The 20,645-nt window shown below is 69.8% G+C and carries 2 protein-coding genes; both read right to left on the reverse strand.

All coding sequences use genetic code 11. From position 1 onward, the window contains the following. Positions 1–54: 54 nt before the first annotated feature. Positions 55–9,867, reverse strand: coding sequence for an SDR family NAD(P)-dependent oxidoreductase (locus tag ABD974_RS12530; RefSeq protein WP_345303677.1), 9,813 nt, complete (start codon positions 9,865–9,867; stop codon positions 55–57). After that, the gene (locus tag ABD974_RS12535) at positions 9,864–20,486 is read right to left on the reverse strand and encodes a beta-ketoacyl synthase N-terminal-like domain-containing protein (protein WP_345303678.1); all 10,623 of its coding nucleotides are present in this window, start codon (positions 20,484–20,486) and stop codon (positions 9,864–9,866) included. The genes ABD974_RS12530 and ABD974_RS12535 overlap by 4 nt, the downstream gene beginning before the upstream one ends. Between the last annotated feature and the right edge of the window lie 159 nt (positions 20,487–20,645).

A 20,645-nucleotide genomic window follows, 5' to 3' on the forward strand; every position in this document is an offset into this window, starting at 1 on the left:
GGCGGGGCCGGAGATCGAGCCGTCCGGCCTGGCCGATTGTCCCGGCCAGATACTTCAGGCCAGTTGCTTCACCCGCGCCGCCACTTCGCTGGTGCTGAGCCGGTCTTCCTCCAACTCCGCGAACAGCTCGGCGATGGCGTCCAGGTTCGGCAGGTAATCGCCCGCCCGCGGCAGCGGCGGCGCCCCTGACGCCGGACCGGTGCTGCCCCGCACCTCGTCCTTCGACGGAATCCAGCAATGCATCCGCGCGAAGGCGTAGGTCGGGAGATGGATCAGTTCGGTCCGCTGCGCGGCTTCCGCATCGGCGCCCTGCCCGCTGGCCGTCGGACGATAACCCCGCTCGCGAAGGTCGGCGATCTTCTCCTGCAGCAGCGGATGCTGGTGCGGAGATGTGCCGCTGCGCTGCGACGGCTGGGTCGTGTAGACGCTGTCGCCCGGCACGATCCAGTAGGCATCGTCCGCGAACGGATACGGCGGCAGCGCCAGCATCGGCGGTTTGCGCTCGCCGTGCAGCGCCCGCCAATCCAGCGCCAGACCCTTCACCCAAAGCTCGCAGAGTTTCGACAGATGACCGTCGGCGATGCAGCGGTCGACGATCAACATTGCCATCGTCGAGTCCTCGCTCAGCAGGCGCACGCTCTCGCGGCCCTTGCTGACGTGCGCGGCGAACGTACCGTGCGGCAACGGCTTGTTCGAACCCGCGGCATCGATGTGGGCGGTGAGGACATCGACCACGTCCGCGACGCGGTGCGCGACGAAGCACAGCCGTTCGTCCATCGCGTCGCGATGCAGTTGCAGGCTGCCGGCGAGCGCCACCAGATCGAGCGCGGGCTCGGCCTGGATGAAGGCGCGCAGATCCTTGGCCTTCTGCAGCAGCTGGTCGGCGGTGCGCGCCGACAGCGGCACGACAACCCCGGCCGCGGGCACCGCCGCCGGTGCGACGGTCTGCGACGGCGGGGGCACGTATTCCGCGAGCACCAGATGCGCGTTGGTGCCGCTGAAGCCGAAGGAACTGATCGCGGCGTGACGCGCGGCGCCCGCGGGTGCGACCCAGTCGCGCAGGGTGGTGTTGACGAAGAACGGGCTGCCGTCGAGATGGAGATGTTCGTTCGGCGTCTCGTAGTTGATGCTCGGCGGCAGCTGGCGGTGCTGCAGTGCCAGCAGCAGCTTGATGAAGCCGGAGACGCCGGCCGCGGTCAGGCAATGGCCGATGTTGGTCTTCACCGAGCCGATGGCGCAGTACTGTCTGCGGTCGGTCGCCGGCAGGAACGCGGACTTCAATCCCTCGATCTCGATCGGATCGCCGAGTTTGGTGCCGGTGCCGTGGGCCTCGATCAGCTCGATTCGGGCGGGATCGATATCGAAGCGGTCGTAGACGTCGCGGATCAGGCGCTGCTGCGATTCCGCGTTCGGCGCGGTGATGCCGTTGGTGCGGCCGTCCTGGTTGACGCCCCAGCCGCGGATCACGCCGAGGATGCGGTCACCGTCGCGTTCGGCATCGGCCAGGCGCTTGAGCATGACCACGCCGACGCCCTCGCCCGGCACGAAGCCGTTCGCGCGCTGGTCGAAGGTGTAGCAGCGGCCGTCGGGCGACAGCATGCCGGCGTGCGCGGTCTTCAGGAACATGTCGGCGTTGGCCATGACGTACACGCCGCCGGCCAGCGCCATGTCCGACGCGCCGGTGATCAGGCTGTCGCAGGCCGAGGAAATCGCGACCAGCGACGACGAGCAGGCGGTATCGATGGAGACGCACGGTCCCTGCAGGTTCATGAAGTACGACACGCGCGCGGCCAGGATCGAGGTCGCGCCGCCGGTGAACCCGAGCGCGTTGATCTGCTGTTCGCGCGACAGCAGGTTGTAGTCGCCGTTGGCGCAGCCGACGAATACGCCGCATCGGGTGCCCGACAACCGTTCCGCCGTGTAACCGGCGTTCTCCATGCCGTGCCAGCAGCACTGCAGGAAGACGCGCTGCTGCGGATCCATCGCTTCGGCTTCGAGCGGCGACAGGCCGAAGAACAGCGGGTCGAAGCGATCGTGGCCTTCGAGCACGCCCATCCACTTCGAGTTGCTCTGCCCCAGACCCGGGTGGCCTTCCACGTAGTAGGTGCTGGTGTCCCAGCGCGAACGCGGGATTTCGCTAACGCAGTTGCGGCCGTGGGTGATGTTGTCCCAGAAGCGGTCGAGATCCTCGGCCATCGGGAAACGTCCGGCCATGCCGATGACCGCGATCTCGGTCGCGTGCATCGCGCGGGACCGTGGGCCGCCCGCGGCCGTCCCTGATGCCGATGCGGCCGTCGCGTCGTCGTCGGTCCGCCACGATTGCAGCACCGGCCAGTCGAAGAGCGCCGTCGCCGCGTAGACGGCGGATGCCGGTGCCGCATGCGCGGCGTGGGTGGTGTCGACCGATGCCGTGGACTCGGCGCCGGCAGGCGCTTCGTCGGCGGCCCGCTGCACCAGCAGATCGCGCACGTAACGCGCGAACTGTTCGACGGTCGGATAGGTGTAGACACGGGTCGCTTCGATCGCGGTCCCGTAGATCTGATTGATGCCGCGGACCCAGGTGACGCCGGAAATCGAATCGAGGCCGAGTTCGACGAAGCCGCGATCGGCGTCGATGCTGTCGGGTTCCTGGCGCAGTTCCTGCGCCATCAGATCGATCAAGCTGCGCCGGATCGCGCCGAGATCGACGCGGGCGCGTGGCGCTGCGCTCGTGGCGGCGGGCGCAGCGCTCACTGGTGCCTGTCGGGCCGGTGCGGGCGGCGCTGCGGCGCGCACGGAGGCGGTTGCTGCGGGTGCCGTTTTCGCGGGGGCTGCATTGGCGGGTGCAGGGTTGCCGGCGGATGCGCCGGCCGCGTTCGCGTCCTTCGCATCGGATGCCAACTGCTCGCCGATGTGCTGCGCCAGCTTGTGCAGGCTCGGGTAGTTGTAGACCTTGGTCGCTTCGATCGCGAGGCCGAAGTGCTCGTTGATCCTGCGGATCCAGGTCACGCTGGAAATGGAATCCAGGCCCAGGTCGACGAACTGGGCGCGAGGATCGATCTCGCTGTCGTCGACGCGCAGTTCTTCGGCGAGCAGGCGGCGGATGGCCGGCAGGATCTCGTGGCCGGCCGTGGCGGTCGCGGGCGCATGCCGCGCGGGCGTCGTGGCGGCGACAGGTTTCGCCGAGGCGTCGGCCGCGGTCTGCTGCACCGGCGCGAAACGCTGTTCGATGCGGTTCAGCGCGTCGCTCTGCCCCACCAGCGTCGATGCATGCATCTCGACTTCGCGCGCGAGCAGGGCCTGCCAGGCATCGAAGCGCGGCGCGATGCGCGCGGCCTTCCATGCGATCAGATCGCTGCGGCGGCGATGGGCGATGTCGCGTGCGAGCGACAGCGCTTCGGCCAGCACGCGATCGCGCGGCAGCACCATCAGCTGCGGATTGCGTCGTGCGAGTTCCTGGCCGGTGATCTCGCGGCCGGTGAACAGGCTGTCGCGCGCGAGATCGAAACCGAGCCGCGTCGGCAGAATGCCGGTCGCGCCCGCACCCGGGGTGAAGCCGAAATTCATGTACGGGCTGACGTAGTGGCTTTCCGCGCTGAACAGCACCGCATCGCAGAACAGGCCGAGGGTCCAGCCGGCGCCGATGCCGTGGCCCTGCATCGCCGCGATCACCGGCAGCGGGCAGCGCATGGGCAACTGGAAGACATCGATGTCGGTGAAGCGGACCTTGCCTTCCTGGATCGCCTTCAGGCCCTCGCGCGTGCCGCCCGAGGCGAAGTACGTGTCGTAGCCGGTGAGCACCACCGCCTTGTACGCCGACGACTGCCCGATCCGGTCGAAGACTTCCTGCAGACCGGCCATCAACGCGTCGGAGAACATGTTGCGTTCTTCGCGATCCTCCAGGCGCACGACCACGACGCCGTCGGCGTCGACGCTGGCGCGGACGACGGTCGATGTCAGCGGCAGTTCGCCCGCGGTCGCGGCGGCATCGGCGGCGACTTCGATGGTTTCGTCCGCGGAGAATTGCCGCGGCAGATGCGGCGAAAACGCCGATCCGATGTCGGATCCGGATTGACCGATCGCGTGCAGGCGCGCGACGAGCGCGTCCGCCGGCGTCGCGCCTGCGGCGACCGCGCCATGCACGACGGCCTCTGCGCCCGAGGCGACCGCGGATTCGAATTCGCGGGCCAGGTGCGCTTTCAGCAGGCGCAGCGCGCCGACCGACTTGTCGGCCAGACTGGCGCGCAGCGCGTCGGCCGCGGCGGCGAATGCCGCACGCGGCACCACGGTGGCGCCCCAGCCGGCGGCCTGCAGCGCGCGGCCGTCGAGCGCTTGCCCGGCGGTGACCAACCGCAGCGCCAGCGGTTCGCCGAAACGCGCGGCGAGCCATGCGGCGTCGCCGGCATCGAGACCGGATGGGTCGCCGGCGTCGGCCGCGAATCCGTAGCGCTGATCTTCGATCGCCAGCGCCAGATCGCAGGTGCTGGCGAGACGGAAGCCGGCGCCGAGCGCGGCACCGGACAGCACCGCGACCGTCGGTGCGGGAAACGACGCCAGCGACTGCAGCAGCGACCGTGCGCGCGCATCGTGCAGCGAGGCCAAGTCGCCCTGAACGATGTCATCCTGAAGGAACAGGCCTGCATCGCTTTCGATCAGCAGCGCCTTGAGCGACGACAGCCCGCGCGCATGCGTCAGCGCCTGGTCCAGCGCATCGATCAGCGTCGCGTCGAGTCGGCCCTCGTGCGCCTGCAGACGCAGGGTGAAGATCCCGTCGCCATCCTCTTGCAGCACGACCGAGGCGGGCGACGCGCTCGCGGCTGCGGGGGCCGGCGCGTCGCCGCGGATGGTCAGCGACAGCGAGGGTTTGCCGAGGATCGGGGCCCGCGGTTCGGCGGCGGACTGCTCGGGCGAGGACAATGCGATCGCGCTCGGCTTGGCCAGCGCTGCGGCCGGCGCGAACGCTTCGCCATCGACGCTGGGCGCGGCAGGCGTCGCCGCGGCCAGCGTGGTCGCGCCACCATGGAACGTGCGGTCGGGCATGCGAACCGCCGCTGCGACCGGCGCAACGCGATCGGTCTCCGGTGTCGCCGCGACCGCGGCGGCGGTCGCCGTCATCATCGTCGCAGGCAGCAGCGTCAGCGCGCTGAATTCGATGCACACGGCGCCATCCGCCGCGCACAGTGCGACGTCGACGGCCAGCGCACCGTCCTGGCGCGAGCCGCTGTTGACGCGAATCCAGGCATGACGCGGCCGCGCGCCTACCGGATGTACGCGCATGCCCGCGAAGCCCGCGGCAAGATGCAGGCCGTCGTGCGCGGGATGCAGCCACTGCGCGGCGAGCATCGCCGCTTCGATCAGGGACGGATCGATCGCGCAGTCCGCGAACGCCGGCGACGGATCGGTCGACGCGAAGGTCAGCCACAGGCCGTCGGCGGTGCGCTGGATCGTGGCGGCGGCCTGATGCAGGACATCGATGTCAATGCCGAGCGCGCGCAGGGCGCCGAGAATCGCGGCCTGATCGGCGAACAACGGCGCCGCGCCGCGGGTCGCCGCGGCGATGTCGAGCGTGGGCGTCGCCGCATCGGAGCCTGCTGCATCGGAGCATGCTGCGACGATGCCCTGCGAGAACACATGGCCATCGACGGCGTCGACGAGTTCGAAGGCGGCCTGCGGCAGTTCGGGCCGTGCGCCCTGCCCCGGCGGCAGCACCGCGATCTCCAGTTCGAGCGTGCCATCGCGACCGGCGACCGCGCGCGGCGCGGCGAAACGCACGTCGCGCAGTTCCCATGCACCGCCCTGCTGCAGCGCGGGCAGCGCGTCGGCGAGTGCGGCCCGGGCCGCTTCGAGCTGCAGGCCCTGCGGCAGGCCGGCATGGCCCTGGATCTTCACGCCGGCGATCCGCGGATCGTCGAGGCGGAATGTGCTGTGGTACCGCTGCCGGCCGGGTTTCGAGGCGTTGCGGTGGACGAGTGAATGTTGAACCAGCGAATGCATCGGCTGCGCGGCAGCGGTCGCGGCGCCGGGCGTGCCCAGCGGCTCTTCGCGCCAGTAGCGCTCGCGCGCGAAGGGGTACGCCGGCAGATGCATGCGCGCGGGCAACGGCGCGCCATGCAGCTTCAGCCAGTCGAGATCGAGGCCCTTGGTCCACACGTCGATCAGGCGCGAGACCTTGCCGGCGACGAACCAGCCGTCGACGCTGGCCTGCAGATCCCGATCGACCGTGAACAGCGCGATGCTCTCGCGATGGCGACGGGACTGCGCGTAGTAGAGATCGTCCGCGAGCGCACCGTCCTCGAGTTCGTCGGCGGCGAGGAACGTCGCGAGTTTGCCGAGCAGTTCGGCGCGCGAATCCGCGCGCAGGCCGAGCCGCTCTTCCATCGCTTCGCGGCCGATCTGCAGGGTGTAGGCCAGACTGTGCAGATCGATGCCGGCATCGCGCTCGACGAAGGCCCTGAGGTCTTCGGCCTTCTGCCGCAGTTGCGGCAGAGTGCGCGCCGACAGCAGCACCACGCAGGGCACGGATTCGTCGTGAATCGTGTGCGTGGCGCCGGCGGTGTAGGCCTCGACGACGAGATGAGCGTTGCCGCCGCCGGCGCCGAACGAGGAAATGCCGGCGATCAGCGGCAGCTCACGGCCGTCAATCACCGGCGCATCCCACGGGCGCAGGCGCTGGTTGACTTCGAACGGCGTGGTGCCGAAATCGATGTTCGGATTCAGGCGTTTGGAGTGCAGCGAGGGCACGATCTGCCGATGCCGCATCTGCAGCACGACCTTGGTCAGGCCTGCGATGCCCGCGGCCGATTCGCAGTGGCCGATGTTCGATTTCGCCGAACCGATCAGGCAGAACCCGGTGTCCTGGGTGTATTCGCGGAAGGCCTTGCCCAGCGCCGCGATCTCGATCGGATCGCCCAGCTTGGTGCCGGTGCCGTGCGCTTCGATGTAGCTCACATGGCGTGCGTCGACGCCGGCGTCCTTCAACGCATCGGCGATCACCGCCGCCTGCGCCTGCGGATTGGGCACGGTGTAGCCGTTGGTCTTGCCGCCGTGGTTCAGCGCGCTGCCGCGGATGATGGCGTGGATCGCGTCGCCGTCGCGTTCGGCGTCGGACAGGCGCTTGAGCACGGCCACGCCCACGCCTTCGCCCGGGATGTAGCCGTCGCCGCCTTCACCGAAACTCTGGCAGTGGCCGTCGCTGGAGATGAACTGGCCGGCGCTCAGCATGGCGTATTTGCCGGGATGAATGCTGAGGTTGACGCCGCCGGCCAGCGCCATGTCGGTGCGGCCCAGGCGCAGGTCCTGGCAGGCCAGATGGATCGCGGTCAGCGACGACGAGCACATGGTGTCGAGCGTCATGCTCGGCCCGTGCGCGTTGAGCACGTAAGACAGGCGGTTGGCGATGCTGGCGAGGCTGCCCGAGCGGTTGTACTCGCCGTACATCACGCCGGCGTAGACGCCCACCTGCCCGCCCCGGCACGCCTGCAGCGCGGCGCGGGTATAGCCTGCATCTTCCAGCGCCATCCAGGCGTGCTGCAGGAAGATGCGTTCCTGCGGATCGATCTGTTCGGCGTCGCGCGGGGTGATGCTGAAGAAGCGCGGATCGAACTCGTCGGCGCCTTCGATGAAGCCGCCCCACTTGCTGCTGTGTTCGCCGGCACCGAGGGCTTCGCCGCCGGTCACCTCGCGATAGAAGGCCTGCCAGCGCCAGCGTTCCGCGGGGATTTCGCGGATGCAGTCCACGCCCTGCGACAGATTGCGCCAGTAGGCGTCGAGATCCCAGGCTTCGGGATAGCGGCCACTGAGGCCGACGATGGCGATGGGTTCGTTGGTGAACGACGTCTGTGCGGCGGGCGTCTGCGGAACGCTCGCGTTCGCGCTGCGCCTGTCGGTCTCGCTGCGTCTGTCGCCTTCGCTGCGTCGGTCGGTCTCGCGCCGCGGCAGCAGTTCCGCGGTCGTCGACCCGGCGCTCGGCGGAACGGAGGATTGGGTCGCGGCGGCGGGCGACGGGCGCGTCGCGGCGAGGCGTTTGCCGGGCACCTGCGACTTCGCTGTCGCCGGTGCGGTCGGCACGGCCGGTGCGGCCGGGCGCTCGGCGGCGCCCGATGCCGGTGCGGCCTTCGGCACCAGGATCGCGATCAGGCGCTCCGCATGCGCAGTGCAGAAGTAATCGCTGAGCTGCGCGATCGTCTGATACTCGAACGCGAGCGTCTTCGGCAGCTTGCCGAAGATCTTTTCGAAATGGGTCACCAGCTTCATCGCCAGGATCGAATCGATCCCGTACTGCTCAAGCGGCGCCTGCGGCCGCACCCGCGCGACCGGGATCTTCAGCACCATCGCGCATTGCTGGCAGATGTAGTCGAGCGCCTTGGCCCTCAGCGCATCGTCCATGCCCGTGGCTTCGGCCTTGGCGTCGGCGGATGGTGCGGGCGTCGAGGCGTTCGGCGAGGCCGTCCTTGCGGGCGCGGATTCGCGCAGGGGATCGACCGCGTCCAGCAGCGCCTGCATCGCCGGCAGTTCGCCTTCCATCACCAGCAGGCGGTCGCAGGGCGCGGCGAAGCCGCGGTACATCGCCTGCATCGCGGCGGCGGTGGACAGCGGCCGCATGCCGGTGTGGTCCTCCAGCCGTTCGCGGGTCGGCGTGTCGAGGGTCATGCCGCCGTCCTGCCACAGCGGCCAGTTGACCGACAGCGTGCGGCCGCAGCGTTCGCCCTGCGCGGCCAGTCGATTGCGCTGCGCGGCGAAGGCGTCCATGAAGGCGTTGGCCGCGGCGTAGTCGACCTGGCCGACGATGCCCCAGCAGGCGGAGAACGACGAGCACAGCAGCACGAAATCGAGCGACAGGTCGCGCGTGGCGCGATCGAGATTGGCCAGGCCGGCGACTTTCGGCGCCAGCACCGACGCGAATTCGGTCGGCGATTTGCGCAGGATGAAGCCGTCGCGAAGAATGCCCGCGCAATGCAGGATGGCGCTGGGCGGCTGTCCTTCGGCACGCAGCCGCGCGATCAGCGCATCGACCGCTTCCGCCTGCGCCACATCCAGCGCGACGTATTCGATCCGGTGGGTCGGCGTCGCCAGCGCATCGAGCGTCTTGCGCGCGTCGTGCGCGAGGGTCGAACGGCCGACCAGCACGATGCGCGCCGCGCCGGTCTGGGCGACGATCTCGCGCGCGAACTGCAGGCCGATGCCGCCCGCGCCGCCGGTGATCAGATAGCAGCCGCCTTCCTTGAACACCACCGGCGCCGAGGACGGCGGATCGCCGTCGACGGTCTGCGCCAGCACCCGCCAGCGCGGGATTTCGCGGTACAGCGCACCGGCCCGGCGGACATGACGCACGTCCGCGCCGCGCGGTGCGGCGGCCGCGGATTCATCGTGCGCCACGCGCCGCAACGCGTCGGCGTCGAGATCGGCCGGCACCTGGACCACGCGCGCGTGCAGCGCCGGGTTTTCCTCCATCGCCGCCCGGCACATGGCCGCGAAACCGGATGCGATCGCGGAGTCCGGCGCATCGGCGACGATCAGCAGCGCGCGCACGTCCTGCACGGCGCCTGCGAGCATCGACTGGATCGCGGCGAGCGCCTGCAGCGTCGCGTGGGCGAAGACTTCATCCGCCGCGGCGGCATCCCCGCGGGCGAGCTCGACGATCTCGGCGGTGGACTGCGACTTCAGCGATGCGACGGCGGCGCGATCGATGCCCCACAGCACGATCCTGTGCGGCGCCTGCCCGGGGCCGGACACGGCCGGTGCCGCGACCCATTCGGGCGTGGCGAGCAGAACGCCCTGCGGCGCGTCGAGCGCCTGCCGCTTCAGCGTCCTGATCCGGACCAGCGCTTCGGCCTGGGTGAGATGGCCTTCCGCGACCTCGCGGTAGATGGACAACAAGGTGTCTTTCATGACAGTGACCCGAGTTCGGCGGCTTCTTCGGCCGACATTTCCTTCCTGGAGATGCTGTCGAGCAGCTCCCGATAGAACGCTTCATCGAACGCGCCCGCATCGTCCGGCGATTCATGGGCATCGAACGCGCTCGCCGCATCCACATGACGGGCGGCGTCCGAACGCCGCGCCCCGCCGGCTTCGGCCGCTGCGGTCTTCGCCTTGTCCACCCCGCGCCAGACGAAGCCGCGGATGTCGACGCACAGCGCCCCGCCGGCATCGAAGATCGAGACATCGCAGCTTTCGATGGCGCCGGCCCCGGCGCCGGCGGTGCCCGCCGGCGTCAGCACGACGACGACCTCTTCCGGGCACGGCGCGTGCAGGGTCAGCGAGCGCAACGCGAACGGCACCGACGGCGCGTGCGGCAGCGTCTGCAGCGAAGGCTGGAAGCCGACGCATGCCTGCAACGCGGCGTCCATGATGCTGGGATGCATGCGGTAGGCATCAGCGACGCCGGCGACGGCGGGCAAGACGACCTCGGCCACCACCTTGCCGCCGATGCGCGACAGCCTGCGGATTCCGCGATGGGCTGGGCCATAGTGCAGGCCCATCGGGCCGAAGGCGGCGTAGATGTCGTCGGCATTCCACTGCTCGCCGCGCTGCGCGGCGGCCAGCAGCGCGGCGTCGGCCGTGCGCTCGCCGACCGCATCGACGAAGCCGGCTTCGCCCTGGCAATGCAGGACGCGGCCCTCGCCCGAACCGGTGGCGATCTCGAACACGATCGCGCCGGCATCGTCGATGCCGAGTTCGATCTCGACCGTCGTCGGACCATCGACGACCACCGGTCGCCACCAGGCGATGTTGCCGAGGGTCAGGCGCTCATGCGAACCGGGATCGGCGAAGGTCTCGGGCAGCGCTTCGGCGATGGCGGCAGCGGCCATTTCCAGATAGGCCACACCGGGCAGCACGTGTTCGATGCGACCCTCGCCGAAGCGCACGCGGTGATCGCGGAGGAAGAACTCGGTGCCATCGAAGGTGGTGCGGTAACGCTGCTGGCGCAGCGTCGAGACGTTCGCATGCAGCAGCGGATGCAGAGCGGCGGTGCCGTCGGCGCCATTCAGAAGCAGCGCCGAGGTCTCGTCTTCCAGCCAGTAATGCTCGCGGGCGAAGGGATACAGCGGCAATTCGATGCGCCGCGGTCGCGCGCCGCGCGCATCCATGTGCAGCGTGTCCCACGGCAGATCGACGCCATCGACCCACAGCTCCGCGAGTTTGTCGAGCTTGCCTTCGCGCAGGCAGGTCTGGATCAGCACCGCCTGCAGATCGCGGTCCTGGCCGATGAAGGCCAGTTTGCCGGCGCGCGAGAGGCTGCTGCCGACATGCATGCCCTTCGGGGTTTCTCCGGCGGCGAAGGTGCGCAGGCGCTCGTCGAGCTCGGCCAGCGAGCGCACGACCAGCGCGCAGCGTTCTTCCATCGCTTCCTTGCCGACCTGCAGGGTGTAGGCGATGTCCTGCAGCGAAGGCGCGGCGTTGGCCTCCGCGAGGGACGCTTCCAGGAATTCCGCCAGATCCCGGGCGCGCTGCCGCAGTTGTTCGGGGGTCTTGGCCGACAGCGGAATCAGCGCCGGTCGCGATGGACCGGTATCGGCCGTCGTCGGGAGCGCGCGCGGTGGCGCCGCTTCCAGCACGAGATGCGCGTTGGTGCCGCTGAAGCCGAAGGAGCTGACCACGCCCGAACGTCCGCCACGGGCGTTCTCCGGCCAAGGCTGCAGCGCGGTGCTGACGTGGAACGGGCTGTCGGAGAGATCGATGTGCGGATTGAGCCGTTCGAAGCTGGCCGCCGGCGGCAACTGGCGGTGTTTCAGCGCGAGCACCAGCTTGAGCACGCCGGCCACACCGGCCGCGTACAGGCTGTGGCCGATGTTGCCCTTGACCGAGCCGAGCACGCAGTACTGGGTCTTGTCGGTGTAGTGCCGGAACGCCTGGGTCAGGCCTTCCACTTCGATCGGATCGCCGAGCTTGGTACCGGTGCCGTGCGCTTCGATCAGCTGGATGTCTTCCGGATCGATCCCGAACTTGTCGTAGATCGCGCGCATCAGCCGTGTCTGCGACACCGGGTTCGGCGCGGTGATGCCGTTGGTCTTGCCGTCCTGATTGACGCCCCAGGCCCGGATCACGGCGTGGACGATGTCGCCGTCGCGCTCGGCGTCGGCCAGACGCTTCAACATCACCGTGCCGACGCCTTCGCCGGGCACGAAACCGTTCGCGCGGTGATCGAACGCGAAGCAGCGTCCGTCGACCGAGAGCATGCCGGACTGTCCGGTCTTCACATGCATCGCCGGTCCTGCCATCACCGCGACGCCGCCGGCGAGCGCGAGGTCGCAGTTCTGCGCGACCAGACTGTCGCAGGCATTGGCGATCGCCACCAGCGAGGAAGAACAGGCGGTGTCGATGGACAGGCACGGCCCCTGCAGATTCAGGAAGTACGCGATGCGCGCGGCGAGAATCGACATCGCCGCACCGGTGAAACCCTGGGTGCTGAGCTGGTGCTCGCGCGAGCGCTGGTGGTAGTCGGTTCCGCCGCAGCCGATGAACACGCCGCAGCGGCTGCCGGAGAGACTGCGCGGGTCGATCGCGGCGTTCTCGATCGCGTGCCAGCAGCTCTGCAGCATCAACCGCTGCTGCGGGTCCATGCTTTCGGCTTCGGTCGGCGAGATGTTGAAGAACAGCGGATCGAACACGTCGCTGTCTTCGAGCACGCCCATCCATCGGCAGTTGGTGGTGCCCGGAACCGAAATGTCTTCGTTGAAGTAGCGCTCGATGTCGAAACGCTGCGCCGGCACCGCGTCGATGCATTCCTTCGCGCCGGCGATGTTGCGCCAGAACGCGTCGAGGTTCTTCGCGCGCGGGAATTGTCCGGCGATGCCGATCACGGCGATGGCGTCTGTGCCGCCGGCGGTCGACGACGCGCGCCGCGCGCCCTTCTTGCGCCAGGAGGTCAGCGATTGCGTGCGCGCGAATGCGGTCGTCGCCGGGCGCGCATCGGCCGGACGCGTCGGCGCGGTTGTCGGCGCGACGCGTGCGACCGCCGGGGCCGATGCGGCCGCACGCGCGGGCAACAGGTTGCCGAGGAATCGGGTGAATTCGACCAGGGTCGGATGGCTGTAGACCTTGGTCGCTTCGATCTTCGTGCCGTATTCGGCGTTGATCTTGCGCACCCAGGTCACGCCGGTGATCGAATCCAGGCCGAGCTCGACGAACTGACGATGTTCGTCGACATCGTCCTCCGACATGTGCAGTTCCTGCGCGAGCATGCGCTTGAGCGCGGCGCACAGATCGGCTTCGCTGTCGCGGGTCTCGTCCGCGGCGGCCTGCGGCGCGACCGCGACGGCCACGACGGCCGGTGCGGCGACCGCGGCGACCGCGCGCGGTGCGGACGGTGCCTGCTTGGGCCCGCCCTGCCGCGCGGCGATCAGGGCGACGACGAAGTCGCGGAACTGACGCAGCGTCGGATGGCTGTAGACCTTGGTCGCTTCGATCTTCGTGCCGTATTCGGCGTTGATCTTGCGCACCCATGTCACGCCGGTGATCGAATCCAGGCCGAGGTCGACGAACTGGGTGTCCTCATCGACATCGTCGACCCGCATCTGCAGCTCGAACGCGAGCAGCGACTTGAGGAAATCGGCGATGGCGTCGGCGTCGACAGCCGTTGTTTCGACAGTCGCGGCAGTCGCGGCAGTCGCAGGCTGCGCCGGCACCTGGACGACATCGGCACCGGCAGCGGCGTCGGCTTCGTCCAGGAAATGCTGCATCACGCCCTGCAGCGCATGGCTCTGGCCGACGAAGCTGCGATCGTGCATCGCCAGTTCGCGCGTGTAGGTCGCTTCGACCTGTGCGAGGTCGACGGCGCTGAAATGTCTCTTCAGCGCACGCGCGTCCTCGACGCGGCGCGACGCGATCGCATCGGCCAGCGCGAGCGCGCGCGGCAGGACTTCGCTGCGCGGCACGCAGACGTGCGGCAGACCCTTGGCGCGCAGTTCGCTGCCGGTGTATTCGTGCGCGGTGAACAGCGTTTCCTTCGCCAGATCCGCACCCAGCCGCGCCGGGAAGATGAGCGTGGAACCCGCGCCGGGGGTGAAGCCGTACTGCATGTACGGGCTGATGTAGCGGCTTTCCGCGCTGAACAGGCAGAGGTCGGCGAACATGCCGAGCGTCCAGCCGCCGCCGATGGCGTGGCCCTGCATCGCGGCGATCACCGGCAGCCGGCAGCTCATCGGCAACTGGTAGACCTTGGCGTCGGTGAACTTCGCGGCGCCCTGCTGGATCGCCAGCAGGCTTTCGCGAGTGCCGCCGCAGGCGAAATACGTGTCGTAACCGGTCAGCACGACCGCGCGATAGTCGTCGCAGCCGTCGATGTGCGCGAACACTTCTTCCAGCCCGCGGATCAGCGCGGGCGAATACATGTTCTTCGCGTCGCGGTCGACCATGCGCACGACGAGGACGCCGTTGTCGCGCACTTCGGTTTCGATCGCGGGCGACGACGGCAGCGGCGCGGCGCGGCGTTCGCCGGTGGGCACGATCTCCTGCGCGGTGTCCGCCGCGCGGTTGCGCTGGCGCCACTGGCGCAGCGCCTCGGGCGAACGCAGCGGCGTGGCGTCGAGCAGGGCCAGCGTCGTCGCCGGAACATCGGCGGCCACGATGGCGGCGCCCGATGCCAGCGCGGCGGCGTCGATCGCGGTCGCGCCGAACAGGCACTGTCGGGCGAGGTTGTCGCCGAGGCGACGCGCGAACACCGGCATCGCCCGACGCAGCAGCGCGGAATCGCGCCACAGCGCCTCGGCCGAACAGCGGCTGCGCTCGCCGTACACGCAGGCATCGGCGCTCAGGCCCAGCAGCCAGCCGACGCCATCGGTGTCGTGGTCGAATGCGACGATCGCCGGCACCGCAAGCCCCGAAAGCGTCTCCTGCAGCGAGATCAATTCGGCGATGGATGCCTGCGTATCGTCATCGCCGGACGCCGGCAGGAAGTCGGGAAGATCGCTGCGCAGCACGATCGCGGCATGGCCGCCGCGCTGCGCCAGATCGGCCAGGGTCGCGCGCAGATCGCGCAGCGCGGCCGAGCGCGTCGCATGGCCTGCGCGGAGGCGGACCGAAACCACCGTGTCGGACAACGCTTCGATCGCGATGCCCGCGCGCGTCTTCGGCGGTTTGCCCGCCGCCTTCGAGGGCGCAACCGCGCCGGACTGCGGCCGCGTCGCGTCCCCCAGACGCGCCACCAGCGGCGCAAGCGCGTCCGCCATGTGCGTCTTGAGCAGCGAGAGCGATTCCCGAGGTTTGGCGGCGATCGACGCGGCGAGCGCCAGCGCGGTCGGCAGCGTTCGTGCGCGTTCGACGACCGTGCAGGTCCAGCCTTTGGCCGCCAGCGTCTGTCCGCGCTGGGCACCGCCGACGTAGAGCAGATCGTTCGCGCGCGATGCGCCGAAACGCGCGGCCAGCAGATCGGCTTCGGCGGGGGTCGGATGGAATCCGTGCACGGGATCGGAAAAGCCGTAGCGCGATTCCTGCGCGCAGACCATGAAATCGCAGAGCGCGGCGAGCAGGAAACCGGCGCCATCGGCGTCGCCCTGCGGCGCGGCGATGGTGGGCAGCGGGAATTCGAGCAGCGCGCGATACAGCCCGGCGCCGATCGCGGCATCGAGCGCCGCGGCGTCGCCGCGACGGAACGCGTTCTCGCCCGCGGCGATCAGCAGGGCCTTCGCGTCCGCGCGGTCGCGCACGTACGCCAGCGCCTGCAGCAGCTGATCGATGGCGTCAGGGGTGGGCGCATCCACGTCGACGGTCAGCGAATACACGCCATCGCCGAGCACGCGCAGGTCGACGCAGGACGCCGCGGCGTCCGCGTCGGCGACCGCGACCAGGCGGTCGGCATCGGGGCGATCCAGCGCGATCGTGGGTCGTGCGACGGGCACGGCACCGGGGGCGGGCACATCCGCAGCGGCGCGCAGGGTCAGCGCGGGCGGCTTGGCATGCGGCCTGTCGGTGGCGACCGGTGCACGGACGGACGGCGCCGAGGCGCGGAGGAACGCGAGCCTGCGCCCGGCCTCCGGCAGCACCGGTGCCGGCAGTCGCGTTTCGGTCGCGGTGGTTTCGACGACGCGCGCAGCGGCGACGGGCGTGGCTGCGGCCGGCGTTGCGCTCGCGATCGCAGCGACAACGGGGGCAGTGCCCTGCCCGACCGACACCCGCGTCAGCTGCAGGCCGACGATGTCGAGGGTCGGATGACCGTGCGCGTCGAAGCAGGTCGCGTCCCAGCGCGTGCTCTCGGCGTCGATCGCCGTCTGGTCTTCGCCGCGCAGGACGAGGAAACCCTGCTGCGCGCATCGACCATGGAAGCGCACCGCTTCGATGGCGGGAATGCGCCAGGCGAACGGCGTCGACGGCAGCGGCCCGAGTTCGCCCAGCAGCCAGGCGGCGCCCTGGAGCACCGATGCCAGCACGTCGGGCGGCAGGCCCCACGGACCGGGCGTCGTCGCTTCGGTGCCGGCATATTCGAGCACCAGCTCGCGCGCCGAGCGCGCGATGCGACGAACGACGCGATGTTCGGTGGCGTCCGCGAGCCCCAGCGTCGCGAAGCGGCCGTGGAAGACGTCGGCGGCGATCCCGCGCGAGAGGCGCGCCGCGAACGCCGCGACATCGGCCTGCGCCGGGGCGACGGGCGCGGCGAACAGCGCACGGCCCTGGGCATGCACGCGTTCCGCATCGCCGAGGGCGCTGTGGATCTCGAAGCGCAGCGCGTCGTCGCTGTCGGGCAGCAGCGCGATCTGCAGCTCGCAGCCGGCGTCGACGCGCTGTCCGTCGTCCAGCGCGATGTCTTCGAAACGCAGTTCCCGCGCGGCGACGTCGTCGGGATAGGCCTCGGCGACGGCGGCACGCGCCATTTCGAGACAGAGCAGCGCCGGCAGATGGCGCTGCCCCGCCGCATCGCTGCCGAGAAAGCGCTCGTCGCCCTTCAGTTCGACGGCATACGCCGGGTAGCGCAGGGTCGAGGTGTTGCGCTGGAGCAGCGGATGTTTCGCAGCGGCGGCATGGCCCTGGCCGAGCGAACGCTGCGGTTCGATCCAGTGGCGTTCGCGCGCGAACGGATAGGTCGGCAGCGGGATGCGTCCCGGCCGTGCATCCGGTCCGGCATCGGAATACAGCTGCCCCCAGTCGATGCCGACACCCTTCGCCCAGTGTTCGGCGATGCGCGCGAGATCGCGCTGCGCGGTCCATGCCTCGCAGCGCGAGGCGAAATCGGGGTCGGCACGGCACGCAGCGAGAAATTCGCGGTTCTTGCGGACATTGCCGCGCTGCGGTTCGCGATCGGGACGCTGTCCGTCGGCCAGCGCCTGCAACTGGCGGCGCAGGTCGTCGGCGGAATCGACGATCAGCGCGATCCGCTCGTCCATCGCCTCGCGCCCGACCTGCAGGGTGTAAGCCAGCGCCGGCAGATCGACGCTCGCGCCCTCGCGCTGCAGATAGGCCAGCAACTGCCGGATCTTGTCCTGCAGCTGCTCGGCGTTGCGCGCCGACAGCGGGACCAGGCGGGGGCCGGTCTCGGCCGCGCGCGGACGCACGGAGGCCGGCGCTTCCTGCACGACGAGATGGGCGTTGGCGCCGCCGGCCCCGAACGACGAAATGCCGGCGATGCGCGGCAGCTCGCGGCCCGTGGCGCCGTCGATCGGCGCCCGCCATGCGGCGAGTTCGCGCTGCAGGCGGAACGGCGTGGTCGAGAAATCGATCTCTTCGTTGACCCGCTCCGCGTGCAGGGTCGGCACCAGTTGGCGATGCCGCAGCTGCAGCAGCACCTTGGTCAACGCAGCGATGCCGGCCGCGGATTCGCAGTGGCCGATGTTGGATTTGAGCGAGCCGATCGCGCAGTGCTGCCCGGCCGCCCGGTCGGTGGCGCGACGGTTGGCGCGGAAGGCGCGGGTGAGCCCGGCGACTTCGATCGGATCGCCGAGCGCGGTGCCGGTACCGTGCGCTTCGAGATAGCTCACGTCGGCGGAATCGATGTCGGCCCGGGTCAGCGCGGCGGAGACGACCGCGGCCTGCGCGACCGGATTCGGCACGGTGTAACCGTGCGTGCGGCCGCCGGCGTTGAGGGCGCTGCCCTTGATCACGGCATGGATGTGGTCGCCGTCGCGCAGCGCGTGCGCCAGCGGCTTCAGGATCACCGCGCCGACGCCTTCGGCGTCGAGGAAGCCATCGGCATCGGTGCCGAAGGAACGGCACTTCCCGCCCTCCGACAGCATCCCGAGCGCGGTGAGTTCGAGCATGTGCTGCGGATCGAGGATCAGGCTGACGCCGCCGGCGATCGCGGCGTCGCACATGCCGCTGTAGAGGCTGTCGAGGGCGACGTGGATCGCGGTGAGCGACGCCGAGCAGGCGCTGTCGACCGCGAACGAGGGGCCGGAAAAATCGAACAGGAACGAGATCCGGTTCGCGATCGAGTAGAACAGCGGCTGCGGGGTGTAGCGCGAATTCATCACGCCCACGAACACGCCGACCTTGCCGTTCGGCGCGAGGGTGTCCGGCGTGTAACCGCTGTCCTCGATCGCGCGATAGCTGGTTTCCAGGAACAGGCGTTCCTGCGGATCGATCTTCTTCGCTTCCTTCGGCGCGATGCGGAAGAACAGCGGATCGAACTTGTCGACGTCGTCGATGAAACCGCCCCAGCGGGTGAAGCCGGGGCCTTTCTCCGGGTCGTAGTGATCCTGCCAGTGCCAGCGATCGGCGGGCACCTCGACCGCGCAGTTGCGGCCGGCGGACAGGTTGTCCCAGAAACGTTCCAGATCGGGCGACTGCGGGTAACGCCCGCTGATGCCGATGATGGCCACGTCGAAACGCGCGGGGCGATCGGCCGCCGCGTCGCCGGAGACAGGCAGGGCAGCGGGCGACGCGGACGCCGGCGCTGCGGGCGCGGCCTCGTGCCGCGGCGCGAACCGCCGGCGCTCGCGCTGCGCGCGCGGTGCGGATGCCGGTGTCGCGAGAGGTGCGACCGCCACGGGCGCGACGGTCGACGCGGGCGCGGTGGTCGGCGGCTCGGCGGCCGCCGTCGCGGGGACGATGCCGCGCGCGGCGAGCACCGATTCCACGGTCGCGCGATCGTTGTCCAGGAAGTGCCGGACCAGGCCGTCGATGCTCTGCACTTCGAAGAACAGGGTGCTGCGCACGCCAGGGAACAGCTTGCGGAAATGCGTGGTCAGCTGCACCACGAGGATGCTGTCCAGTCCGTACTGTTCCAGCGGCCGGCGGGTCTCGATCTCGCGCACGTCCATACGCAGGGCGGCCGCGATCATGTCGCGGAACAGCGACGCGCAGGCGTCCGCGAGCCAGGCGTCGCCGGTCGCGGTCGAAGTGGCGGCCGCGGGCGCGGCCGGTGCGACCGCTGCGGCGGTCGCAGGCACCGCGGGCATCGCTGCCGCGGCGGGGACCTTGTTGGCAAAGGGCGTCTTCGCGGCGGCCGCCGGCACCAGGCGCTGGCGGACCACACCGTCGCTCCTCGCCGCCAGCACCAATTGGCCCAGCCCGTGATGCGCGCTGGCCGGGAAGCGGATGTCGTGGAAACGTTCGGCCCTGAGCAGGTTTTCCCACTGTTTCGGAGACAGGCACGGGCAGCCCGGCAGACGCAGGCTCTCGTCTTCGTACAGCCACCAGCCTTCGAGCAGGCCGAAGGTGAAATGGGTATACCAGGCCCATTCGCTGAGCTCGTTGACCAGCAGCACGCCACCGCGCTTGAGCAACGCCTTGGCGTTGCGCACGGTCTCGCGCATGTTGGAGGTCGCGTGCAACACGTTGGTGGCGATCACCGCATCGTAGCGGTTGCCTTCGACCGACTGCTGCGCGAGCGGCTTGCCGACATCGAAGATCGCGGTCCGGATCGCCGGGAACTGCGGCTTGTAGACCTCTTCGGCGTGCAGCAGGAAGGCCTTGGAAAGATCGGTGTAGCGATATTCCTCGATCCGGTCGCTGAACCCGCGCAGCGTCGGCAGCAGCGCCGCGGTGGTGCCGCCGGTGCCGGCGCCGATCTCCAGCAGGCGCAGGCCGCCTTCGCCGCGCGCCGCTTTCGCGGCGAGTTCGTCGCGCAGGCTTTCGCCGAGGACGAGATTGAAGTGATCGGCGATGAGATTGTGCTTGTAGATGCCTTCGACCAGATGCATCGACGATTCGGGGAACATCACGTCGGTGGCGGGCACCGCGCCGGTGAGGACCTCCGGCAGTTTGCGCAGGCAGGCCTCGATCAGCGCGAGGTACGCGCGATGGTTGGCGTTGCCGGCCCAGGCATGCATCGCCTCTTCCCAGCGCGGCCAGAGCGTCTCGACCGGCTCGACCGCGGCGAAACGGCTGCGCTGCGCCTGCGCATCGGTGGACAGCAGACCATGACGTTCGAGATGACGCAGTGTGGCTTCCAGCCAACGTCCATGCGACGGACGCAGGGTCGCGATCGCATCGGCCGGGTTGCAGGCGCCCTGCGCATCCGCGAACAGTCCGCGCAGCAGCGACGCCACGATCGCCGTAGCGAGGCGCTCGGCCTCCTGCGGCAGCCGGGCGGCATCGAGTGCGGAGTCGGAGAACTGCGAAGGGTCGTGCGTGTTCATTGGCGTCCTGTCCGTTCAATTCATGATGCGGTCAACGCATCACGGGAATATCCGTTCGATGCATCCAGGTCCGGGCAGCAGCGGACCTCCTCGGGCAGCGGCAAGCGACGATGCGCGCCCGGCGCTGCGCGTGCGAGCCCCGACCGGGGCATCCCTGAA

Source organism: Lysobacter hankyongensis (assembly GCF_039543145.1).
Lineage (GTDB): Bacteria > Pseudomonadota > Gammaproteobacteria > Xanthomonadales > Xanthomonadaceae > Lysobacter_I > Lysobacter_I hankyongensis.

Bases quoted from the DNA above. Each gene is read 5' to 3' on its own strand.
- ABD974_RS12535 (WP_345303678.1), bottom strand. From the start codon at position 20,486: ATGAACACGCACGACCCTTCGCAGTTCTCCGACTCCGCACTCGATGCC.
- ABD974_RS12530 (WP_345303677.1), bottom strand. From the start codon at position 9,867: ATGAAAGACACCTTGTTGTCCATCTACCGCGAGGTCGCGGAAGGCCAT.